General features: G+C 53.7%; 19 protein-coding genes. 15 read left to right on the top strand and 4 right to left on the bottom strand.

Annotated elements, in window-relative coordinates; translation table 11 throughout:
• Window positions 1–50: 50 nt before the first annotated feature.
• Window positions 51–2,693, top strand: a complete 2,643-nt coding sequence (locus tag HVZ52_RS17460; protein WP_181598526.1) for a DUF2339 domain-containing protein — start codon at window positions 51–53, stop codon at window positions 2,691–2,693.
• Window positions 2,690–4,084, top strand: a complete 1,395-nt coding sequence (locus HVZ52_RS17455) for a DUF3999 domain-containing protein (protein ID WP_181598525.1) — start codon at window positions 2,690–2,692, stop codon at window positions 4,082–4,084. The genes HVZ52_RS17460 and HVZ52_RS17455 overlap by 4 nt, the downstream gene beginning before the upstream one ends.
• Before the next feature lie 47 nt (window positions 4,085–4,131).
• Here the strand turns inward: HVZ52_RS17455 and HVZ52_RS17450 are convergent, their stop codons facing one another.
• Both HVZ52_RS17450 and acpH read right to left on the bottom strand, forming a co-directional pair.
• Window positions 4,132–4,734 carry a peroxiredoxin gene (locus tag HVZ52_RS17450; protein ID WP_003021524.1) on the bottom strand — a complete coding sequence of 201 codons (603 nt, stop codon included), beginning with the start codon at window positions 4,732–4,734 and terminating at the stop codon, window positions 4,132–4,134.
• A 168-nt stretch (window positions 4,735–4,902) separates the two neighbouring features.
• Window positions 4,903–5,484, bottom strand: a complete 582-nt coding sequence (gene acpH / locus HVZ52_RS17445) for an ACP phosphodiesterase (RefSeq protein ID WP_019076154.1) — start codon at window positions 5,482–5,484, stop codon at window positions 4,903–4,905.
• A 217-nt stretch (window positions 5,485–5,701) separates the two neighbouring features.
• Between acpH and queA the strand changes: the two genes are divergently transcribed.
• From queA to HVZ52_RS17410, 7 genes are all read left to right on the top strand, one after another.
• Window positions 5,702–6,772 carry a tRNA preQ1(34) S-adenosylmethionine ribosyltransferase-isomerase QueA gene (gene queA, locus HVZ52_RS17440; RefSeq protein WP_003021529.1) on the top strand — a complete coding sequence of 357 codons (1,071 nt, stop codon included), beginning with the start codon at window positions 5,702–5,704 and terminating at the stop codon, window positions 6,770–6,772.
• A gap of 55 nt (window positions 6,773–6,827) precedes the next feature.
• Entirely contained in the window at window positions 6,828–7,955 is a 1,128-nt protein-coding gene (tgt, locus tag HVZ52_RS17435; protein WP_003021535.1) for a tRNA guanosine(34) transglycosylase Tgt, read from the top strand.
• A 22-nt stretch (window positions 7,956–7,977) separates the two neighbouring features.
• Entirely contained in the window at window positions 7,978–8,310 is a 333-nt protein-coding gene (gene yajC, locus HVZ52_RS17430; protein ID WP_003021544.1) for a preprotein translocase subunit YajC, read from the top strand.
• Window positions 8,311–8,337: 27 nt separating this feature from the next.
• On the top strand, window positions 8,338–10,185 hold the full coding sequence (gene secD / locus HVZ52_RS17425) for a protein translocase subunit SecD (protein WP_003021547.1): 1,848 nt from the start codon (window positions 8,338–8,340) through the stop codon (window positions 10,183–10,185).
• Window positions 10,186–10,195: 10 nt separating this feature from the next.
• A complete protein-coding gene (secF, locus tag HVZ52_RS17420) occupies window positions 10,196–11,167 on the top strand; it encodes a protein translocase subunit SecF (RefSeq protein WP_003021550.1) in 972 nt (323 codons plus the stop codon).
• A gap of 169 nt (window positions 11,168–11,336) precedes the next feature.
• Window positions 11,337–11,702: a VOC family protein gene (locus HVZ52_RS17415; protein ID WP_016152028.1), complete on the top strand. Its 366-nt coding sequence runs from the start codon at window positions 11,337–11,339 to the stop codon at window positions 11,700–11,702.
• A 23-nt stretch (window positions 11,703–11,725) separates the two neighbouring features.
• Window positions 11,726–12,418, top strand: coding sequence for a YafY family protein (locus tag HVZ52_RS17410; RefSeq protein ID WP_047357691.1), 693 nt, complete (start codon window positions 11,726–11,728; stop codon window positions 12,416–12,418).
• A 45-nt stretch (window positions 12,419–12,463) separates the two neighbouring features.
• On the opposite strand, the gene HVZ52_RS17405 is transcribed toward HVZ52_RS17410, so the two are convergent.
• Both HVZ52_RS17405 and HVZ52_RS17400 read right to left on the bottom strand, forming a co-directional pair.
• Window positions 12,464–13,348 carry a nucleoside-specific channel-forming protein Tsx gene (locus HVZ52_RS17405; protein ID WP_016152030.1) on the bottom strand — a complete coding sequence of 295 codons (885 nt, stop codon included), beginning with the start codon at window positions 13,346–13,348 and terminating at the stop codon, window positions 12,464–12,466.
• 298 nt (window positions 13,349–13,646) lie between these two features.
• A complete protein-coding gene (locus tag HVZ52_RS17400; protein WP_016155853.1) occupies window positions 13,647–14,186 on the bottom strand; it encodes a DUF3251 domain-containing protein in 540 nt (179 codons plus the stop codon).
• 153 nt (window positions 14,187–14,339) lie between these two features.
• Here HVZ52_RS17400 and nrdR point away from each other — a divergent pair, with 153 nt between their 5' ends.
• The 6 genes from nrdR to pgpA all read left to right on the top strand — a co-directional run bounded on the left by nrdR (window position 14,340) and on the right by pgpA (window position 18,443).
• Complete coding sequence (gene nrdR / locus HVZ52_RS17395; protein WP_016152032.1) at window positions 14,340–14,789, top strand: transcriptional regulator NrdR; 450 nt, start codon at window positions 14,340–14,342, stop codon at window positions 14,787–14,789.
• A gap of 3 nt (window positions 14,790–14,792) precedes the next feature.
• The gene (ribD, locus tag HVZ52_RS17390; protein ID WP_181598524.1) at window positions 14,793–15,896 is read left to right on the top strand and encodes a bifunctional diaminohydroxyphosphoribosylaminopyrimidine deaminase/5-amino-6-(5-phosphoribosylamino)uracil reductase RibD; all 1,104 of its coding nucleotides are present in this window, start codon (window positions 14,793–14,795) and stop codon (window positions 15,894–15,896) included.
• An 86-nt stretch (window positions 15,897–15,982) separates the two neighbouring features.
• Window positions 15,983–16,453, top strand: a complete 471-nt coding sequence (ribE, locus tag HVZ52_RS17385) for a 6,7-dimethyl-8-ribityllumazine synthase (protein ID WP_016152034.1) — start codon at window positions 15,983–15,985, stop codon at window positions 16,451–16,453.
• A gap of 19 nt (window positions 16,454–16,472) precedes the next feature.
• Window positions 16,473–16,892 carry a transcription antitermination factor NusB gene (gene nusB / locus HVZ52_RS17380; RefSeq protein ID WP_000801129.1) on the top strand — a complete coding sequence of 140 codons (420 nt, stop codon included), beginning with the start codon at window positions 16,473–16,475 and terminating at the stop codon, window positions 16,890–16,892.
• Window positions 16,893–16,969: 77 nt separating this feature from the next.
• Window positions 16,970–17,947 carry a thiamine-phosphate kinase gene (thiL, locus tag HVZ52_RS17375; RefSeq protein WP_181598523.1) on the top strand — a complete coding sequence of 326 codons (978 nt, stop codon included), beginning with the start codon at window positions 16,970–16,972 and terminating at the stop codon, window positions 17,945–17,947.
• The gene (gene pgpA, locus HVZ52_RS17370; protein WP_016152036.1) at window positions 17,925–18,443 is read left to right on the top strand and encodes a phosphatidylglycerophosphatase A; all 519 of its coding nucleotides are present in this window, start codon (window positions 17,925–17,927) and stop codon (window positions 18,441–18,443) included. The genes thiL and pgpA overlap by 23 nt, the downstream gene beginning before the upstream one ends.
• Window positions 18,444–18,468: the final 25 nt, after the last annotated feature.

Here is an 18,468-nt window from a genome sequence, read left to right as displayed (position 1 = left end):
GCAACAATTTGTGTCATTCTGGTCTGTCTTTATACAGTGAAGGTGGAAACATGGATGAGCTGCTAACCCTTGGCTGCATTGTATTATTCTTCGCGCTGGTAGTGGTTCCTGGCCTCGCGATCGTGGCATTCAGACGCAGTGCGGCTGTACGTTCTGAGCTGATGGTCTTGCGCCGTCGGGTAGAGGAGCTGGAGCTGCGCGGTGTGGCGCAGACCAGCGCCGTTGAGCCAACGGCAGCAAAAGATATTGTTCCTGCCGATGCGCCAACGACTGCGATGAGCAGCGTATCGCCGGAGCCTGTAACTGAGCCGCCGCCAGAGCCCGTTAACCCGTGGGCTTCACTGCCGAAGCCGGATAATGCGGCGGTATCTACGCCCGACGTCGAGCGGCCTTCTGCTTTTGGCGGGGTAATGTCATCGCTGGTGCGCTGGTTTATGCAGGGTAACCCGTTGGCAAAGCTCGGTATTTTGCTCCTGTTTTTGGGGCTTTCTTTCCTGCTGCGTTATACGGTCGAACATTCTCTGTTTCCGCTGGAGCTGCGTCTGGTGGCGGCCGCGCTGTTCGCTATTGTGCTGTTGGCGTTGGGCTGGCGGCTGCGGCATAAGCAACCGATCTATGCGCTGATATTACAGGGGGGAGCTACCGGAGCACTCTATCTCACCGTCTTTGGCGCGTTCCGGCTGTGGCAAATGCTGCCAATGACGCTGGCATTTGCGCTGCTGGTGGTGATTTGTGCGGCGAGTGTGGGGCTGGCTATTCTGCAAAAGGCGCTCAGCCTGGCGATGCTGGCAAGTCTTGGCGGTTATCTCGCGCCGCTGTTGCTTTCCACCGGCGGCGGCAGTCATGTCGCGCTCTTCTCTTTCTATCTTCTGCTCTCGGTCGGCATTCTCGCCATCAGCATCTGGCAGCACTGGCGGGAGCTTAATCTGCTCGGCCTGCTGTTCACCTTCGGCGTTGGCGGGGTGTGGGGCCTGGAGGGCTATCGACCAGAGTATTACCTGAGTTGCCAACTGTTCCTGATCGCCAACACGATTATTTTTGGCGTGCTGAGCGTGGCGTTGTCGCTCCGGGCGCAGGAAAAAGGCAAACAGATTATTGACGGCGTACTGCTGTTTGCCCCACCGCTGATCGGTTTTGGAATGCAGTATGCCATTACCCGGCATATGGCTTATGGTCCGGCGCTTAGTGCGCTGGGCTACGGTGGTTTCTATCTGGTGTTAGCAAAGTTTGCGTTGCGGCGTTCCTCTTCTCTGGGGAGACCTCTGGTATTGTCCGCCCTGGCGCTCGGTGGTGCGTTTACCACTCTTGCTATCCCGTTGGCGCTTTCAGCCCGTTGGACGGCGATGGCCTGGTCGCTGGAAGGGCTTGGGATCCTCTGGCTGGGCGTGCAACAACAGCAACGACGCATGAGTTATAGCGGTACGGCGCTGCTCGTGCTGGCCGTGGGCAGCGCGCTATGGGCGCTGGCGAACGGAACAACCGCGCTCTCAGTCATGCTGATTTTTGCCGTGCTCAGCCTCAGTTGGCTGGTTGCTGCATGGCTATGGCGCAACATTTGGATGCCGGGCAGTTGGGCGCTACTCGCTGGTGGTTTGGTTTTCTGGATTGTTGCGCTCGTTGCGGCATCGCAACTCGTTCTGAAACAGGAGCGGTGGGTACTGTCTGGCGTGCTGGCATTAATGGCGGTATCGAGCTGGGGCTGGCGAAGTATCGCGGGTCGCCTGGCGTGGCGGGAGCTGGATGCCAGTAAATGGCTGCTGTGGCCGATGATGCTGGTGATGCTGATGTATCAGATCGCTGTACAGCAGATTTTTGCGGCGGGCTGGCCGAATCTGGCCTGGTGCGCGGCGCTAATTGTTGCGGTAGCGCTGCTCTGGCGTGACGCACAAATATTACCGCCAATGCTTTCCAGACTGGCGCATTTATCGTTCTTCTGGATGATTTTACTGGCGCTCGCGGTTGAGCTGTTCTGGTTCGCGCAGGGGCTGCCGTGGGGAAGGGCCGCGTGGGGTAGCGGCCTGATGATGGCGGCTGGCGGGCTGCTTATTTTCCTGATTTATCAGTCTGTTCATCGACAAATCTGGCCGTTTCGCATCTGGCCTACCCTCTATTCTGTTCAGGCGATGGTTCCCGTTGTGCTGGTGCTGGTCGGTCTGCTCGTGCTGACCAATTTACAAGATGGCGTGGTTTATCGTCAGACTTATCTGCCGTTGCTCAACCCGCTGGAAGAGGGCGCAGCTTTTGCCCTGCTGGGCTTGGTGGTGTTTTATCGCGCGTCTGAACGCTATTTCCCGGCGCAGCTTTCGGTATGTCGCCCATGGCCGGTTGTGGCGCTGATGGCGCTCAGCTTTTGGTGGCTCAATGGTGTGCTGCTGCGCGCATTGTCCTGGTATGGCGAGGTTGCGTGGCGTGTAGACACACTATGGGATTCACGGCTGATTCAAACCTGTTTTGCTCTGTTCTGGATGCTGGCGGCATTGGTGGTGATGCTGCGGGCGACCCGGCGCCGCTCGCGTCGGGAATGGCTGTGTGGCGCGGTATTGTTGGGGATAGTCATTGTGAAACTGATGCTGGTGGACAGCGCAGGAGGCGGCGGCCTGGCGCGCGCGGTTGCGTTTATCGGCGTGGCCATTCTGGTGTTGATTATCGGGTATTTTTCACCATTACCGCCCAAAGCTGGAGAAGAAAAATGAAATGGATGAAAGCGGTGTTATGCAGCGTACTGCTGGGCGCGACAGGCGCGGCGGTAAGCAGCGATGAAGTGAAAGAGTCTCCGGCGGACTACGTAACGGGGGTGACGCTGGAAACTACGGGCACATCGCCGTGGTATCGCCTTTCGCTACCTCCGGCGGTGTATCCGGGTACCGCCTGGGCGGATTTGCGCGATGTCCGGGTCTTTAACCATCTGGGGGAGACGGTGCCGTTTACTCTGGTGGCGCAGAAAACCCAGCCCGTTACGCCAGAGGCAGTGGCGCTGCGTTTTTTCCCGCTTGATATGTCACCGGTTGCGCCGCGTGAGGAGGGGCAACGAGGCGGAGACGCTATTGTTTTACGCTCGAAGAGCGGCATTGAAATTCATTTGCAAAGTGATGATGTCAAAGCGCTCGGCCAGAGCTATTTACTGGCGCTCCCGGAAGAGACGAAAGATGCCTTTTCACTGGCGCAGTTACGCCTGAACTGGGACTCGCAGGCGGGCAACTGGCAGGGGAAAGCCTCGGTTTATGCAAGCAGTGATTTGCGCTACTGGCGACCCGTGCAGGAAGATGCGCCGTTAATGGATCTGACGCGTGATAACGATCGCCTGAAAATGGACACCATCAGCGCCAGCCTCACGCTCTCTGTGGAGGCGACTCGCTACCTGCTTGTGATCCTCGACTCGCAAAGTCCGGCGCTGACGTTAAACAGCGTGAGCGCGATAGCGGCCAGCAGCGAGCCGGAATCCGAGCGTATCGTGATTGAAGCCCAGGGGAAAAAGGTTTCGGATGACGAAGCCGTCTGGCGATGGGCGCAGCCCCAGCCGCTGACCTCGCTTCGCATCGATCTGGAAAGTGAAGGTGTTTTACCGGTGGAACTGGCCTGGCGCAGCGCTGAAAAAGAGCCCTGGCAGCCGCTGACAAAAACCATGCTTTACAATCTGGACTGGAGGAGTTCGGAAGATATTCGTCTTTCCGGTCAGTTGGTTGAGGCCGTCCGGATGACGACCATTAACGCCCGGTTGCCAGAGAGGCTGCCTGAGTTGAGCGGCATGCGCGACAGTTATCAACTGGTGTTTAATACGCAGGGCAAAGGGCCTTATATGCTGGCGTGGGGAAACCGGGCGGCGAAAAAGGCAGATGTTGGTCTCGATATGCTGATCCCGGCGTCGCTGCGTAAATCGCAGGAGATAGATTATCTACCGTGGGCGACTCTTCAGGAGAGCGTAGCGCTTGGTGGTGAAGCGCGATTGACGGCAACGTCAGTAGCTGAGCAACAAAGCCAGTGGAAAACGCTGTTGGTGTGGGGGGCGTTAATTCTTGGGGTCGCCGTACTGGCGCTTATGGCGTGGCGAATCTGGCGTGAAGTGAAAAAGGGTAATCCGACATAGACCAGTAAAAAAGCCCGCATTTGCGGGCCTCTTACGATTCATGCCAATTACAGGCTGGAAACGTTCTCGGTCAGGTATTTTGCCACGCCGTCCGGAGACGCGTTCATACCTTCTTTACCTTTTTCCCACTGTGCCGGGCAAACGTCGCCGTGCTCTTCGTGGAACTGCAGCGCGTCAACCATGCGCAGCATTTCGTCGATGTTACGACCCAGCGGCAGATCGTTAACCACCTGGTGGCGAACAACGCCGTTAGCGTCGATCAGGAAAGAACCGCGCAGAGCAACGCCCGCTTCCGGGTGCTCGATGCCGTAGGCTTTCTGGATTTCGCGTTTGATGTCAGCAACCATTGCGTATTTCACTGCACCGATGCCGCCTTTGTCGACAGGGGTGTTACGCCATGCGTTGTGGACAAATTCAGAGTCGAAGGAAACGCCAACAACTTCCACGCCGCGCTTCTGGAATTCTTCGTAACGTTTGTCGAAAGCGATCAGTTCAGACGGGCAAACGAAGGTGAAGTCCATCGGCCAGAAGAACAGAACGGTAGTTTTACCGTTGGTATGCTGTTTGAAGTTGAAGTTTTCAACGATCTCACCGCTACCCAGTACCGCAGCTGCTGTGAAATCCGGAGCCTGACGAGTTACCAGTACCATATAATTCTCCTGCAATGTTAAGGGTTTTTTGGAACGCAACGCGGGCCAGTATAGAGAGTGTTCGCGAATAAGACAAAGAGGCGCTGGCAATCAATGAGACAGGTTTTGTCTATCAATCTTTTGCCGGATGGCGGCTACTGCTTATCCGGCGGCTAATACGGGCTGTAGTCAAAGGGTTTTACGCTGCGCCTGTTCCATCATTTGCGGATAAAACTGCCAGAACCGTTCCTCTAACGCATCGTAATGCGTATCCAGGTCATACCATGAGTCACGCAGGGCATCGAGTCGTGGGCGGCGGCTGGCCATGCCATTCAGGACGTTCTGGATAAAATCCATGTCCCGATAGCGCTCAAGCCATTTCTCTGACCACATATAGTTGTTTAAATTGATAAAGCGCGGTGGCGATTCAGGCAAAATAGTGGTCACCTGGGTGCGAGCATAGCGCACAAAGTCCGCCAGCGGGAAGTCGGGGGATATTTCCGACCAGTGGCGCGACAGAAAATGATCCCACATTACGTCCAGCGTAATCGGCGCGACACGGCGCGTTTCGCTGCGAAACCACTCTTTGGCTTCACGCACCTGCGGCAGGTTATCGGTCATCACGTCGATACGACGGTGCATGAAGATGCCTTCCACCACGTCAGGCGAATAGTGCGTTTCCGGATTGCCCCGGACAAAGTCGGCCAACAAATTGCCGGAAAGCGAGCTGTCGGCGAGGTGAGCCAGATGCAAATGTGCAAGAAAATTCATATCCACTTCATCCTTCAAACTGCCTCTTTGTTGGCTGCCTTCACTCACCCCAGTCACTTACTTGAGTAAGCTCCCGGGGACTCATTCAGTTGCCGCCTCGATGCATCTTGAATGATTTTGTGTATAGATTATGTCTTTTAACTTGAGGGGTAAAGGTTGCAGGGAGGACGCCCCGGCACTAGACTACCCGCCTCTTATTTTAGTCTGAGTCAGTGTCATGCGCGTTACCGATTTCACCTTTGAACTACCCGAATCCCTGATTGCCCACTATCCGCAAGCTGAGCGCAGTAGTTGCCGCTTGCTGTCTTTGGACGGGCCGACGGGCGCGCTGACGCACGGTACTTTCACCGATTTGCTCGATAAGCTCAACCCTGGCGATTTGCTGGTCTTTAACAACACCCGCGTTATTCCGGCGCGTCTGTTTGGCCGTAAAGCCAGCGGCGGCAAGATTGAAGTGCTGGTCGAGCGTATGCTGGATGACAAACGTATTCTGGCGCATATTCGCGCCTCGAAAGCGCCGAAGCCGGGGGCCGAGCTGCTGCTGGGCGACGACGAAAGTATTAAAGCAACGATGGTGGCACGCCATGACGCGCTGTTTGAAGTCGAGTTTAACGACGAGCGCAGCGTGCTGGATATCCTTAACGCCATCGGCCATATGCCGCTGCCACCGTATATTGACCGTCCGGATGAAGACGCCGATCGCGAGCTGTATCAGACCGTGTATAGCGAAAAACCCGGTGCGGTCGCCGCGCCGACTGCGGGTCTGCACTTTGACGATCCGCTGCTGGCTAAGCTGCGCGATAAAGGCATTGAAATGGCGTTCGTCACGCTGCACGTGGGCGCGGGGACTTTCCAGCCGGTGCGCGTAGACACCATCGAAGATCACATCATGCACTCCGAATATGCGGAAGTGCCGCAGGATGTCGTTGATGCTGTGCTGGCGGCGAAAGCTCGCGGCAACCGCGTGATTGCGGTGGGCACCACCTCCGTACGTTCACTGGAAAGCGCGGCACAGGCGGCCAAAAACGACCTTATCGAGCCGTTTTTCGGCGATACGCAAATATTCATTTATCCTGGCTATAAATATCAGGTGATTGATGCCCTGGTAACCAACTTCCACCTGCCGGAATCAACGCTGATCATGCTGGTTTCCGCGTTTGCTGGTTATAAAAACACCATGCACGCCTATCATGAAGCGGTAAAAGCGGAATATCGCTTTTTTAGTTACGGTGATGCGATGTTTATCACGTACAATCCGCAGGCTATTTCTGAGCGTGTCGGGGAATAAATCCGCGATATGAGTATTTAAAACGTCGGACTGTTTTTCTGACGCAGGAGTTAAGATGAAATTTGAACTGGATACCACAGACGGTCGCGCTCGCCGCGGCCGCCTGGTTTTTGATCGTGGCGTAGTAGAAACACCTGCTTTTATGCCGGTCGGTACTTACGGCACCGTGAAAGGCATGACGCCGGAAGAAGTTGAAGCAACTGGCGCGCAGATTATCCTCGGTAACACCTTCCACCTGTGGCTGCGCCCGGGGCAGGAAATCATGAAACTGCATGGCGATCTGCACGATTTTATGCAGTGGAAAGGGCCAATCCTCACCGATTCCGGCGGCTTCCAGGTTTTCAGCCTGGGTGATATCCGTAAGATTACCGAGCAGGGCGTGCATTTCCGTAACCCAATCAACGGCGATCCGATTTTCCTCGATCCCGAGAAGTCGATGGAGATTCAATACGATCTCGGTTCCGATATCGTCATGATCTTCGACGAATGTACACCGTATCCGGCCGACTGGGACTATGCTAAACGCTCGATGGAGATGTCTCTGCGTTGGGCGAAGCGCAGTCGGGATCGTTTTGATAGCCTCGGCAACAAAAATGCGCTTTTTGGCATCATTCAGGGCAGTGTTTACGAAGATTTACGTGATATCTCCGTTAAAGGTCTGGTAGACATCGGTTTTGATGGCTACGCTGTCGGCGGTTTGGCTGTCGGTGAGCCGAAGGAAGATATGCACCGCATCCTGGAGCATGTATGCCCACAGATTCCGGCAGATAAACCTCGTTACCTGATGGGCGTCGGCAAACCAGAAGATCTGGTTGAAGGCGTACGTCGCGGTATCGATATGTTTGACTGCGTGATGCCAACGCGAAATGCCCGTAATGGTCATTTGTTTGTGACTGACGGCGTGGTAAAAATTCGTAACGCGAAACATAAAAGCGACACCAGTCCGCTCGATGCTGAGTGTGATTGCTACACCTGTCGCAATTATTCGCGCGCTTACTTGCATCATCTCGACCGTTGCAACGAAATATTGGGCGCGCGACTCAACACGATTCATAACCTTCGCTACTACCAGCGTTTGATGGCGGGTTTACGCAAGGCTATTGAAGAGGGTAAATTAGAGAGCTTCGTGACCGATTTTTACCAACGTCAGGGTAGACCAGTTCCACCTGTGAACGTTGATTAATTTTAATAATGAGGGAATTTGAATGAGCTTTTTTATTTCTGATGCGGTAGCGGCAACAGGTGCTCCGGCGCAGGGCAGCCCGATGTCTCTGATTCTGATGCTGGTGGTGTTTGGTCTGATTTTCTACTTCATGATCCTGCGCCCGCAGCAAAAGCGCACCAAAGAACACAAAAATCTGATGAACTCCATTGCGAAAGGCGATGAAGTGCTGACTAACGGTGGTCTGGTGGGTCGCGTGACCAAAGTAGCAGAATCTGGCTACATCGCTATCGCGCTGAACGACACCACTGAAGTGGTTATTAAACGTGATTTCGTAGCTGCCGTTCTGCCGAAAGGCACCATGAAGGCGCTGTAATTTATTGTTTTCCCAAAGGGAACTGCCGTGTTAAACCGTTATCCTTTGTGGAAGTATGTCATGCTGATCGTCGTTATTGTCGTCGGTCTGCTCTATGCGCTTCCCAACCTGTATGGTGAGGATCCGGCTGTTCAAATCACTGGCGTGCGCGGTGCCGCCGCCAGTGAGCAAACGCTGATCCAGGTCCAGAAAACGTTACAAGAAGATAAAATCACACCTAAGTCTGTGGCTCTGGAAGAGGGTGCTATTCTTGCGCGCTTCGACTCCACTGATACCCAACTGCGCGCTCGTGAAGTGTTAATGGGCGTATTGGGCGATCAATACGTCGTGGCGCTTAACCTTGCACCGGCAACTCCACGCTGGCTGGCAGCCATTCACGCAGAACCGATGAAACTCGGTCTTGACCTGCGTGGCGGCGTTCACTTCCTGATGGAAGTAGATATGGACACCGCGCTGAGTAAGTTGCAGGAACAAAATATCGATAGCCTGCGCAGCGATCTGCGTGAAAAAGGCATTCCTTATACTACCGTTCGCAAAGAAGATAACTACGGTCTGAGCATCACCTTCCGTGATAGCAGCGCTCGTGATGAAGCTATCTCTTACCTGAGCAAGCGTCACCAGGATCTGGTTATTTCCAGCCAGGGCAGCAATGCTCTGCGTGCGGTGATGACCGATGCGCGCCTGAGCGAAGCCCGTGAATACGCGGTACAGCAGAACATCAACATTCTGCGTAATCGTGTTAACCAACTGGGTGTTGCTGAGCCGGTGGTCCAACGTCAGGGTGCTGACCGCATTGTGGTCGAACTGCCAGGCATTCAGGATACCGCGCGTGCGAAAGAAATTCTGGGCGCTACCGCGACGCTGGAATTCCGTCTGGTGAACACCAACGTTGACCAGTCTGCTGCGGCATCCGGGCGTGTACCGGGTGATTCGGAAGTGAAACAGTCTCGTGAAGGTCAGCCGGTTGTGCTGTACAAACGCGTGATCCTGACCGGTGATCATATCACCGACTCCACTTCCAGCCAGGACGAATACAATCAGCCGCAGGTTAACATCTCGCTGGATAGCGCGGGTGGTAACATCATGTCCAACTTCACCAAGGACAACATCGGTAAGCCGATGGCGACCCTGTTCGTGGAGTACAAAGACAGCGGTAAAAAAGATGCCAATGGTCGCGCAGTGCTGGTGAAACAGGAAGAGGTGATTAACATCGCCAACATCCAGTCTCGCCTGGGCAACAGCTTCCGTATCACCGGTATTAACAACCCGAACGAAGCGCGTCAGCTTTCTCTGCTGTTACGTGCCGGTGCGTTGATTGCGCCGATTCAGATTGTTGAAGAACGTACCATCGGTCCTACCCTGGGTATGCAGAACATTAAACAGGGTCTGGAAGCGTGTCTGGCCGGTCTGGTGGTGTCTATCCTGTTCATGATCTTCTTCTATAAGAAGTTCGGTCTGATTGCGACCAGTGCGCTGATTGCTAACCTGGTACTGATTGTCGGTATTATGTCGCTGCTGCCGGGCGCTACGCTGAGTATGCCGGGGATTGCGGGGATCGTCTTAACCCTTGCCGTCGCGGTCGATGCGAACGTACTGATTAACGAACGTATCAAAGAAGAGTTGAGTAACGGGCGTTCAGTGCAGCAGGCCATCAATGAAGGTTATGCGGGTGCATTTAGCTCCATCTTTGATGCGAACATTACGACGCTGATTAAGGTCATTATCCTGTACGCAGTTGGCACCGGGGCAATTAAAGGGTTCGCGATTACTACCGGTATTGGTGTGGCGACGTCGATGTTTACCGCGATTGTCGGTACACGTGCCATCGTAAACCTGTTGTATGGCGGCAAGCGCGTCAAAAAGCTGTCAATCTGAGGAGTGCGAAGTGGCACAGGAATATACTGTTGAACAATTGAACCACGGCCGTAAAGTCTGGGACTTTATGCGCTGGGACTACTGGGCTTTCGGCATTTCAGGTTTCCTGCTGATTGCGGCCATCGTGGTGATGGGCGTACGCGGGTTTAACTGGGGTCTCGATTTCACCGGTGGTACGGTAATTGAAATCACGCTGGAAAAACCGGCCGATATGGACGTGATGCGCGATGCGCTGGAGAAAGCGGGCTTTGTTGATCCGCTTCTGCAGAACTTCGGCAGCAGCCACGACATTATGGTGCGTATGCCGCCAACTGAAGGCGCAGACGGCGGTCAGGTACTGGGCAGCAAAGTGTTGAGTGTGATTAACGAATCCACCAACCAAAACGCCGCGGTGAAGCGAATTGAATTCGTGGGTCCGAGCGTGGGTGCAGACCTGGCGCAAACCGGTGCAATGGCGCTGATGGCGGCGTTAATATCCATCCTGGTGTACGTCGGTTTCCGCTTTGAGTGGCGACTGGCGGCAGGGGTAGTTATCGCTCTGGCGCACGACGTGATTATCACACTTGGGATCCTGTCGTTGTTCCATATCGAGATTGATCTGACTATCGTCGCATCGTTGATGTCGGTAATCGGTTACTCGCTGAACGACAGTATCGTCGTATCTGACCGTATTCGTGAAAACTTCCGCAAAATTCGTCGCGGTACGCCTTACGAAATCTTTAACGTGTCATTGACTCAGACGCTGCACCGTACGTTGATTACGTCCGGTACGACGTTGATGGTTATTCTGATGCTGTTCCTGTTCGGTGGTCCGGTACTGGAAGGCTTCTCGCTGACGATGCTGATCGGTGTTTCCATCGGTACTGCATCTTCTATCTACGTAGCATCGGCGCTGGCGCTGAAGCTGGGTATGAAGCGTGAGCACATGCTGCAGCAGAAGGTTGAGAAAGAAGGGGCGGATCAACCGTCAATTCTGCCTTAAACTATTAAGAGTGAAGATACTGGAATCCCGATCGCAAGGTCGGGATTTTTTTTGCCTGTGATTTGGTAGCAGTCCATTATCTTTTCCGGTCGCCATACTACTGACAGTATGCTGTCAGTAGCCCTGTCTTATAGTCCTTCTGAGATTACCCACACAGGCAGGAGGAAGTATGAATAACGTAATTAGCTGGTTTGAAATCCCCGTGGCACAAATGGAGCGCGCCATTGCTTTTTATGAGCCAGTGATGCAGGTTTCTTTGCGTCGTGAGAATATGGACAGCGCGGAGCTGGCCGTATTTCCACATCAGGATCCCGCTCCCGGCGGGGCGCTGGCTAAATTTGACGGTATTACGCCTTCAGCGCAGGGCGCTATTATTTATCTGCATACGGATGATTTGGCTGCAACGCTTAAACGCGTCGCCACCGCTGGCGGCCAGTGCGTGTTTGGTCCGCTCGAACTGGGGCAGGATATTGGCACTATTGCGCTGTTTACTGACAGCGAAGGCAATCGCGTTGGTTTACATCAACCCGCGTAATATTTTCAGGACTGAGGATTAAAATGACCAGACGCGCCGACCGCTTGTTTCAGATTGTACAAATCCTGCGTGGCAGGCGAGTGACAACGGCGGCGCTGCTGGCAGAACGTCTTGAGGTTTCTGAACGGACGATTTATCGCGATATCCGCGATCTCTCTTTATCCGGCGTGCCCATTGAAGGTGAAGTGGGCAGTGGATACCGCTTAATGGCGGGGTTTGATCTGCCGCCGTTGATGTTAACGCATCGCGAATCAGAAGCGTTAATGGTAGCGATTCGGTTGCTGAAAACATGGGGCGGGGATTCACTCTCACAGGCGCTGGAATCCGCGCAGGAAAAAGTGCTGGCGATATTGCCGCCAGAGTGTCGGCGCAGAGCCGAGCAAACGCGGGTTTTCGCGCCAGATTTTGGCAATCAGCCGCATTCACGCAGTGCTTTTGATCTCATACATCGCGCGGTTTCGGCGCAGCATGTGTTGGCGCTGCATTATCGCGACGAGTCCGGGAATCTCTCCTGGCGCGACGTTCAGCCGCTGGGGTTATTTTTCTGGGGTGAGCACTGGTTGCTGGTTGCCTGGTGCGAGAAACGTGACGATTATCGCTGCTTTCGCGTTGATCGTTGTCTGAAGATCACGCCGCTCGACAGGCATTTTCGTGAATCTGCAGATCGCTCGCTAAGTGACTTTTTACGTAAAGTACGCTGTGAAGACCAGCCATAAAAAAGCCAGCGGTTAAGCTGGCTTGTCTGCGATAAATTGGCAGGATTAGAAGTTGTAACCTACGACCAAGTAACCACCCCAACCGGTAGAACGGACGTTAAAGTTGCCTTTATTGAAGTTCAGCTCTGCATCATCATTCCATTGACCCCCGTTGTGCCAGTAACGAGCGACGACGGAATAATGCCAGTGATCGTAATTCAGCGCCAGAATATGGCTGGAAGCGATAGAGTTGTTAGTACGCGCTTTATTGCCATTAAGATCGGAGAAATCATCGTCGCCCAGATCGGATCCCCAATCGAAGTTGGTAAAGCCAATGTAGCTAAGATTACCGCCCCACAGTTCAGTGATTGGTACAAAATATTTCACTTTGAAACGATAGCCGTCCCACTCGTTTTCGTTGGCTGCACCGTAGTTCTGCCACTGATATTTGGCATACACGTTAAGAGACAGGCTCATCGGCAGACCGGTATCGATATCGGTACCCAGACCCATATACCAGGTGCTCTGGCGGCCATCTTTGTTACGACCCATATCGTAGATGTAGTTATTGGCGAAGTACCACTCTTTGAATGGACCGAAGCTCAGGTCGGTGCCGGTCAGTTTATCGATGGAGAAGCGCGGTTCAATTTCCATAAACAGCGGAGAACCGTGGTTCCAGATACCTTTCGCATCAGTGTTACCACCAAAGAAGACAGGTGCATCCATGTAACCATAGAAATCGAACCAATCTTTTTTCGCAAAAGCTTCATATTCCAGGTAGGTATCGTTGCGAATCTGCGGTCCGAAACGGGTGTGGTAGCTTCCCACTACGTTGACGCTCTGGTGCCACCAGTCGGACAGATATTGCGGTTTGTCATTTTCTGCAGCGTTGGCAGTAAAAGACGAGGAGAGCGCCAGCACTGCACCGGCTGCAAGTAATGTTTTTTTCATATGTATGCCACTGTTTGAAATCCCTTTCGGGAGTGAAAAAGGCGCAAATTGCGTTTCTAAATATTTCGTGTTTCTTCGGAGCCTATTATAAAAATCATTGTTCACAAAAATATGTGTTGTTTCACAGTTCTATCATTTACGTAATCGATTGCGTTCACGTTTGTTTACTTTAGGCGGCGAATTGTACTGGCTCCCATGAATGTTGCCAAGTTTTACCAGAAATATCGGTTATGTCAGGTGAGTAACAAAACGGGCCGGAGTGATGTTGCGGAACGCACAAAACGTCCCGCAAAAAAGTTTATTGATTAACAGGCTGGATGTCGTGGATACGAACAAATCCTAACTGGTCCGGAGAGAGGCCATTTATCTGCAGCGGAATGTCTACGTCGCTGGGAGCAAGGATACTTGCCGGGGCCGTTACCAATTGGTTCTGAACGTTCGTTTCCTGATAGTTATCCGTGGTGCCCTGAATTTGTCCATACTCGACGGTGGCACTAAAGGCGGGTAAAGGCGTAGTGGATTCACCCTGAATACGTAATGTAAGCCGCGTGCCGTCGGCGTTCGGCGCAATATTGACAAGTGACATTCGTAACATGCCAATCTGGCTGTCCAGTCGGGCTGGTGTATTGGAACCCGGCAGCAGATAGGCTCCGCTGGTTGATTTGGCATTCAACATATTTTGTTGTGTAATTTTTACCGTTTCCTGATTTAGCTGTGTCATCTCTTTATTCAACGTGCTAACGCTTTGATGCATCTGGCGTACTTCGCTTTGCTGTGCGCATGCGCTAAGACTAAAGAGACTTCCCACCAGGAGAATTCTTAGGTAACGTCTTGTCATTGTGATTACTTCCTTCATTGTCGCGATAGCATAATGGTAGTGCGCACCGAGCACGAAGGCATCGATCCTTTGTCTCAAAAGCGCTGCGCCTTTGTTGTCACGCCAGTTCAGGGTAAAATAGATTTCTGTTAACCACTGAGGACAGGACGCCGTATGCATTGCCCATTCTGTTTCGCCGTAGACACTAAGGTAATTGACTCTCGTCTTGTAGGCGAGGGCTCCTCAGTACGCCGCCGTCGGCAGTGTCTGGTCTGTAACGAACGTTTCACCACTTTTGAAGTGGCTGAACTTGTCATGCCACGCGTTGTGAAAAGCAACGATGTGCGTGAACCCTTTAATGAAGATAAGCTGCGCAGCGGCATGCTCAGAGCGCTTGAGAAACGTCCGGTCAGCTCAGATGACGTCGAAATGGCGTTGAACCATATCAAATCACAACTGCGTGCGACTGGCGAGCGTGAGGTGCCGAGCAAGATGATCGGCAACCTGGTGATGGAGCAGTTGAAAAAACTCGATAAAGTCGCCTACATCCGCTTTGCCTCGGTTTACCGGAGTTTCGAAGATATCAAAGAATTTGGCGAAGAGATTGCTCGCCTACAGGACTAAGCCATGCAGGATGAATTGTACATGGCGCGCGCGCTGAAGCTTGCTGCGCGCGGACGTTTTACCACTCACCCCAATCCCAACGTGGGCTGCGTGATTGTCAAAGATGGGGGGATCGTCGGTGAAGGGTATCATCACCGCGCGGGCGAACCGCATGCCGAAGTCCACGCTCTGCGCATGGCTGGAGAAAAAGCGCAAGGGGCGACTGCCTATGTAACGCTTGAACCCTGCAGCCATCATGGTCGTACCCCCCCGTGCTGCGATGCGCTGATTGCCGCAGGCGTGTCACGTGTGGTTGCAGCGATGCAGGATCCCAATCCGCAGGTAGCCGGTCGTGGTCTCTACCGTTTGCAGCAGGCGGGCATTGACGTCAGTCACGGGCTGATGATGAGCGAGGTTGAGCAGCTTAATAAAGGCTTTCTCAAGCGTATGCGTACGGGATTCCCCTACGTGCAGCTTAAACTTGGTGCGTCGCTTGATGGGCGTACGGCGATGGCCAGTGGTGAAAGCCAGTGGATAACCTCGCCACAGGCGCGTCGCGATGTGCAACGATTACGGGCGCATAGCCACGCCATCTTAACCAGCAGCTCTACGGTGTTGGCTGACGACCCTCAGCTTACCGTGCGTTGGTCGGAACTTGGGGAGTCAACCCAGGCGAGTTACCCGCAGGAAAATCTGCGCCAGCCTATCCGCATTGTTGTTGATAGCCAGAATCAGGTCACGCCGGAACACCGTATTGTGCAACAGCCTGGAGAAACCTGGATTGCCCGGACAAAAGATGATCCTCGTAGTTGGCCGGAGACGGTGCGCAGCCTGAAGGTGCCGGAACATAACGGGCATCTGGATCTGGTGGTGCTGATGATGCAACTGGGCAAGCAGCAAATTAACAGCATTTGGGTTGAAGCAGGTCCAACGCTTGCGGGCGCGTTATTACAGGCCGGTCTGGTCGATGAGCTAATCGTGTATGTTGCGCCTAAACTGTTAGGCAGCGATGCACGGGGATTATGTGTGCTTCCAGGCCTTGAGAAACTGGCTGACGCCCCCCATTTCAAATTCAACGAAATACGCCATGTAGGTCCGGACCTTTGCCTGCATTTAGTGGGCGCATGATCTCCCGGTTCGAAAGGGAAGCAGCGCACAGATTATTATGATAAAATCCGCCCCCCTGCGGGGTCTAGTGAATCCGAAGGAAGAATATGAACATTATTGAAGCTAACGTTGCTACCCCGGACGCTCGCGTCGCCATCACCATTGCGCGTTTCAACAACTTTATCAATGACAGCCTGCTGGAAGGTGCGATCGACGCCCTGAAACGTATTGGTCAGGTTAAAGATGAAAACATTACCGTCGTTTGGGTTCCGGGCGCGTATGAGCTGCCGCTGGCAGCCTCGGTACTTGCAAAATCCGGTAAATACGACGCGGTGATTGCGTTAGGTACGGTGATTCGTGGTGGCACCGCGCACTTCGAATATGTGGCTGGCGGTGCAAGTAATGGCCTGGCGCATGTCGCTCAGGACAGTGGCATTCCGGTAGCCTTCGGTGTTCTGACCACCGAAAGTATTGAACAAGCCATCGAACGTGCTGGCACTAAAGCTGGCAACAAAGGCGCAGAAGCTGCACTGACTGCACTTGAAATGATTAATGTATTGAAAGCCATCAAGGCCTGATTTTTGTAAGGGGAAATCCGTGAAACCTGCTGCTCGTCGCCGCGCCCGTGAGTGTGCCGTCCAGGCGCTCTACTCCTGGCAGTTGTCCCAGAACGACATCGCTGATGTTGAATACCAGTTCCTGGCGGAACAGGACGTAAAAGATGTCGACGTTCTGTATTTCCGTGAACTGCTGTCCGGGGTGGCGACTAACAGCGCGTACCTGGATGGATTAATGAAGCCTTATCTGTCTCGTCTGTTGGAAGAGCTGGGTCAGGTAGAAAAAGCCGTGCTGCGTATTGCGCTGTTTGAACTGTCTAAACGTAGTGATGTGCCGTACAAAGTGGCCATCAACGAAGCGATTGAACTGGCGAAAACCTTCGGCGCTGAAGACAGCCATAAATTCGTGAACGGCGTACTGGATAAAGCAGCACCTGTGATTCGCCCCAACAAAAAGTAATCCCGAGGCCGGCTGGATGGTGGAACTTGTTTCCGCTGCCCCCGGCTTTTTCTTTTTTTTCTGCTGAGGCATAACGTATGGCATGCGGCGAATTTTCCCTGATTGCCCGTTATTTTGACCGCGTAAGAACGTCTCGTCTTGATGTCGAAACCGGTATTGGTGACGATTGCGCACTTCTGAACATCCCTGAAAAACAAACGCTGGCGATCAGCACCGATACGCTTGTGGCAGGCAACCACTTCCTCCCCGACATTGATCCCACCGATCTCGCCTGGAAAGCGCTGGCGGTGAATTTGAGCGATCTGGCGGCGATGGGAGCCGATCCTGCGTGGCTGACGCTGGCGCTCACGCTGCCTGACGTCGATGAAGCCTGGCTTGAAGCCTTCAGCGATGGCCTGTTTGAACTCCTCAATTACTATGATATGCAGCTGATAGGTGGTGACACCACGCGTGGGCCACTGTCGATGACGCTGGGTATCCACGGCTACGTCCCTGTTGGACGGGCCTTAAAACGCTCCGGTGCGAAACCGGGGGACTGGATTTATGTGACCGGTACGCCGGGCGACAGCGCGGCCGGGCTGGCGATTTTGCAGGATCGCTTGCAGGTGGCAGATGCAAAAGACGCAGACTATCTGCTTAAACGTCATCTGCGTCCAACGCCGCGTATTTTGCAGGGACAAGCTCTGCGCGATCTGGCCAGTGCGGCTATCGATATTTCCGACGGCCTGATTTCCGATCTGGGGCATATCGTCAATGTCTGCGGCTGTGGGGCGCGGGTTAACGTCGATGCGTTGCCATACTCTACGGCATTTGCCCAACACGTTGAGCCGGAACAAGCCCTGCGCTGGGCGCTTTCGGGGGGTGAAGATTATGAGTTATGCTTTACCGTACCGGAAATTAACCGTGGCGCACTGGACGTGGCGCTGGGGAATCTCGGCGCATCGTTTACCTGCATTGGGCAGATGAGCGCGGACGTGGAAGGCATTCATTTTACGCGCGACGGAAAACCCGTCACGTTCGACTGGAAAGGATATGACCATTTTGCCGCGCCTTAAAAAAGATGTCGCCAAAAGTCGCCTGAGTATGCGCAATCCGTGGCACCTGTTGGCCACCGGTTTTGGTAGCGGGCTGAGCCCAATTGTTCCAGGCACGATGGGATCGCTGGCGGCGATCCCTTTTTGGTATTTAATGACGTTTCTGCCGTGGCAACTGTATTCACTGGTGGTCATGTTGTCTATCTGTATCGGCGTTTATCTGTGCCATCAAACGGCGAAAGATATGGGCGTGCACGATCACGGTAGCATTGTCTGGGACGAGTTTGTCGGGATGTGGATAACCCTGATGGCGCTGCCGACCCACGACTGGCAGTGGGTCGCCGCGGGATTTGTGATTTTCCGTATTCTGGATATGTGGAAGCCGTGGCCGATCCGTTGGTTCGATCGCAACGTGCATGGCGGTACGGGGATCATGATTGATGATATTGTGGCCGGAATACTCTCCGCCGGAATTTTGTATTTTATCGGCCATCACTGGCCGGTAGGGATCATTTAAATAGGTTTGCCGGATGGCAGCGTAA

The organism is Citrobacter sp. RHB36-C18 (assembly GCF_013814485.1).
In the GTDB taxonomy this organism is placed as follows: domain Bacteria; phylum Pseudomonadota; class Gammaproteobacteria; order Enterobacterales; family Enterobacteriaceae; genus Citrobacter; species Citrobacter braakii.
The sequence above is the reverse complement of the archived record's forward strand: the minus strand, read 5'-3'. Positions and strand labels throughout refer to the sequence as shown.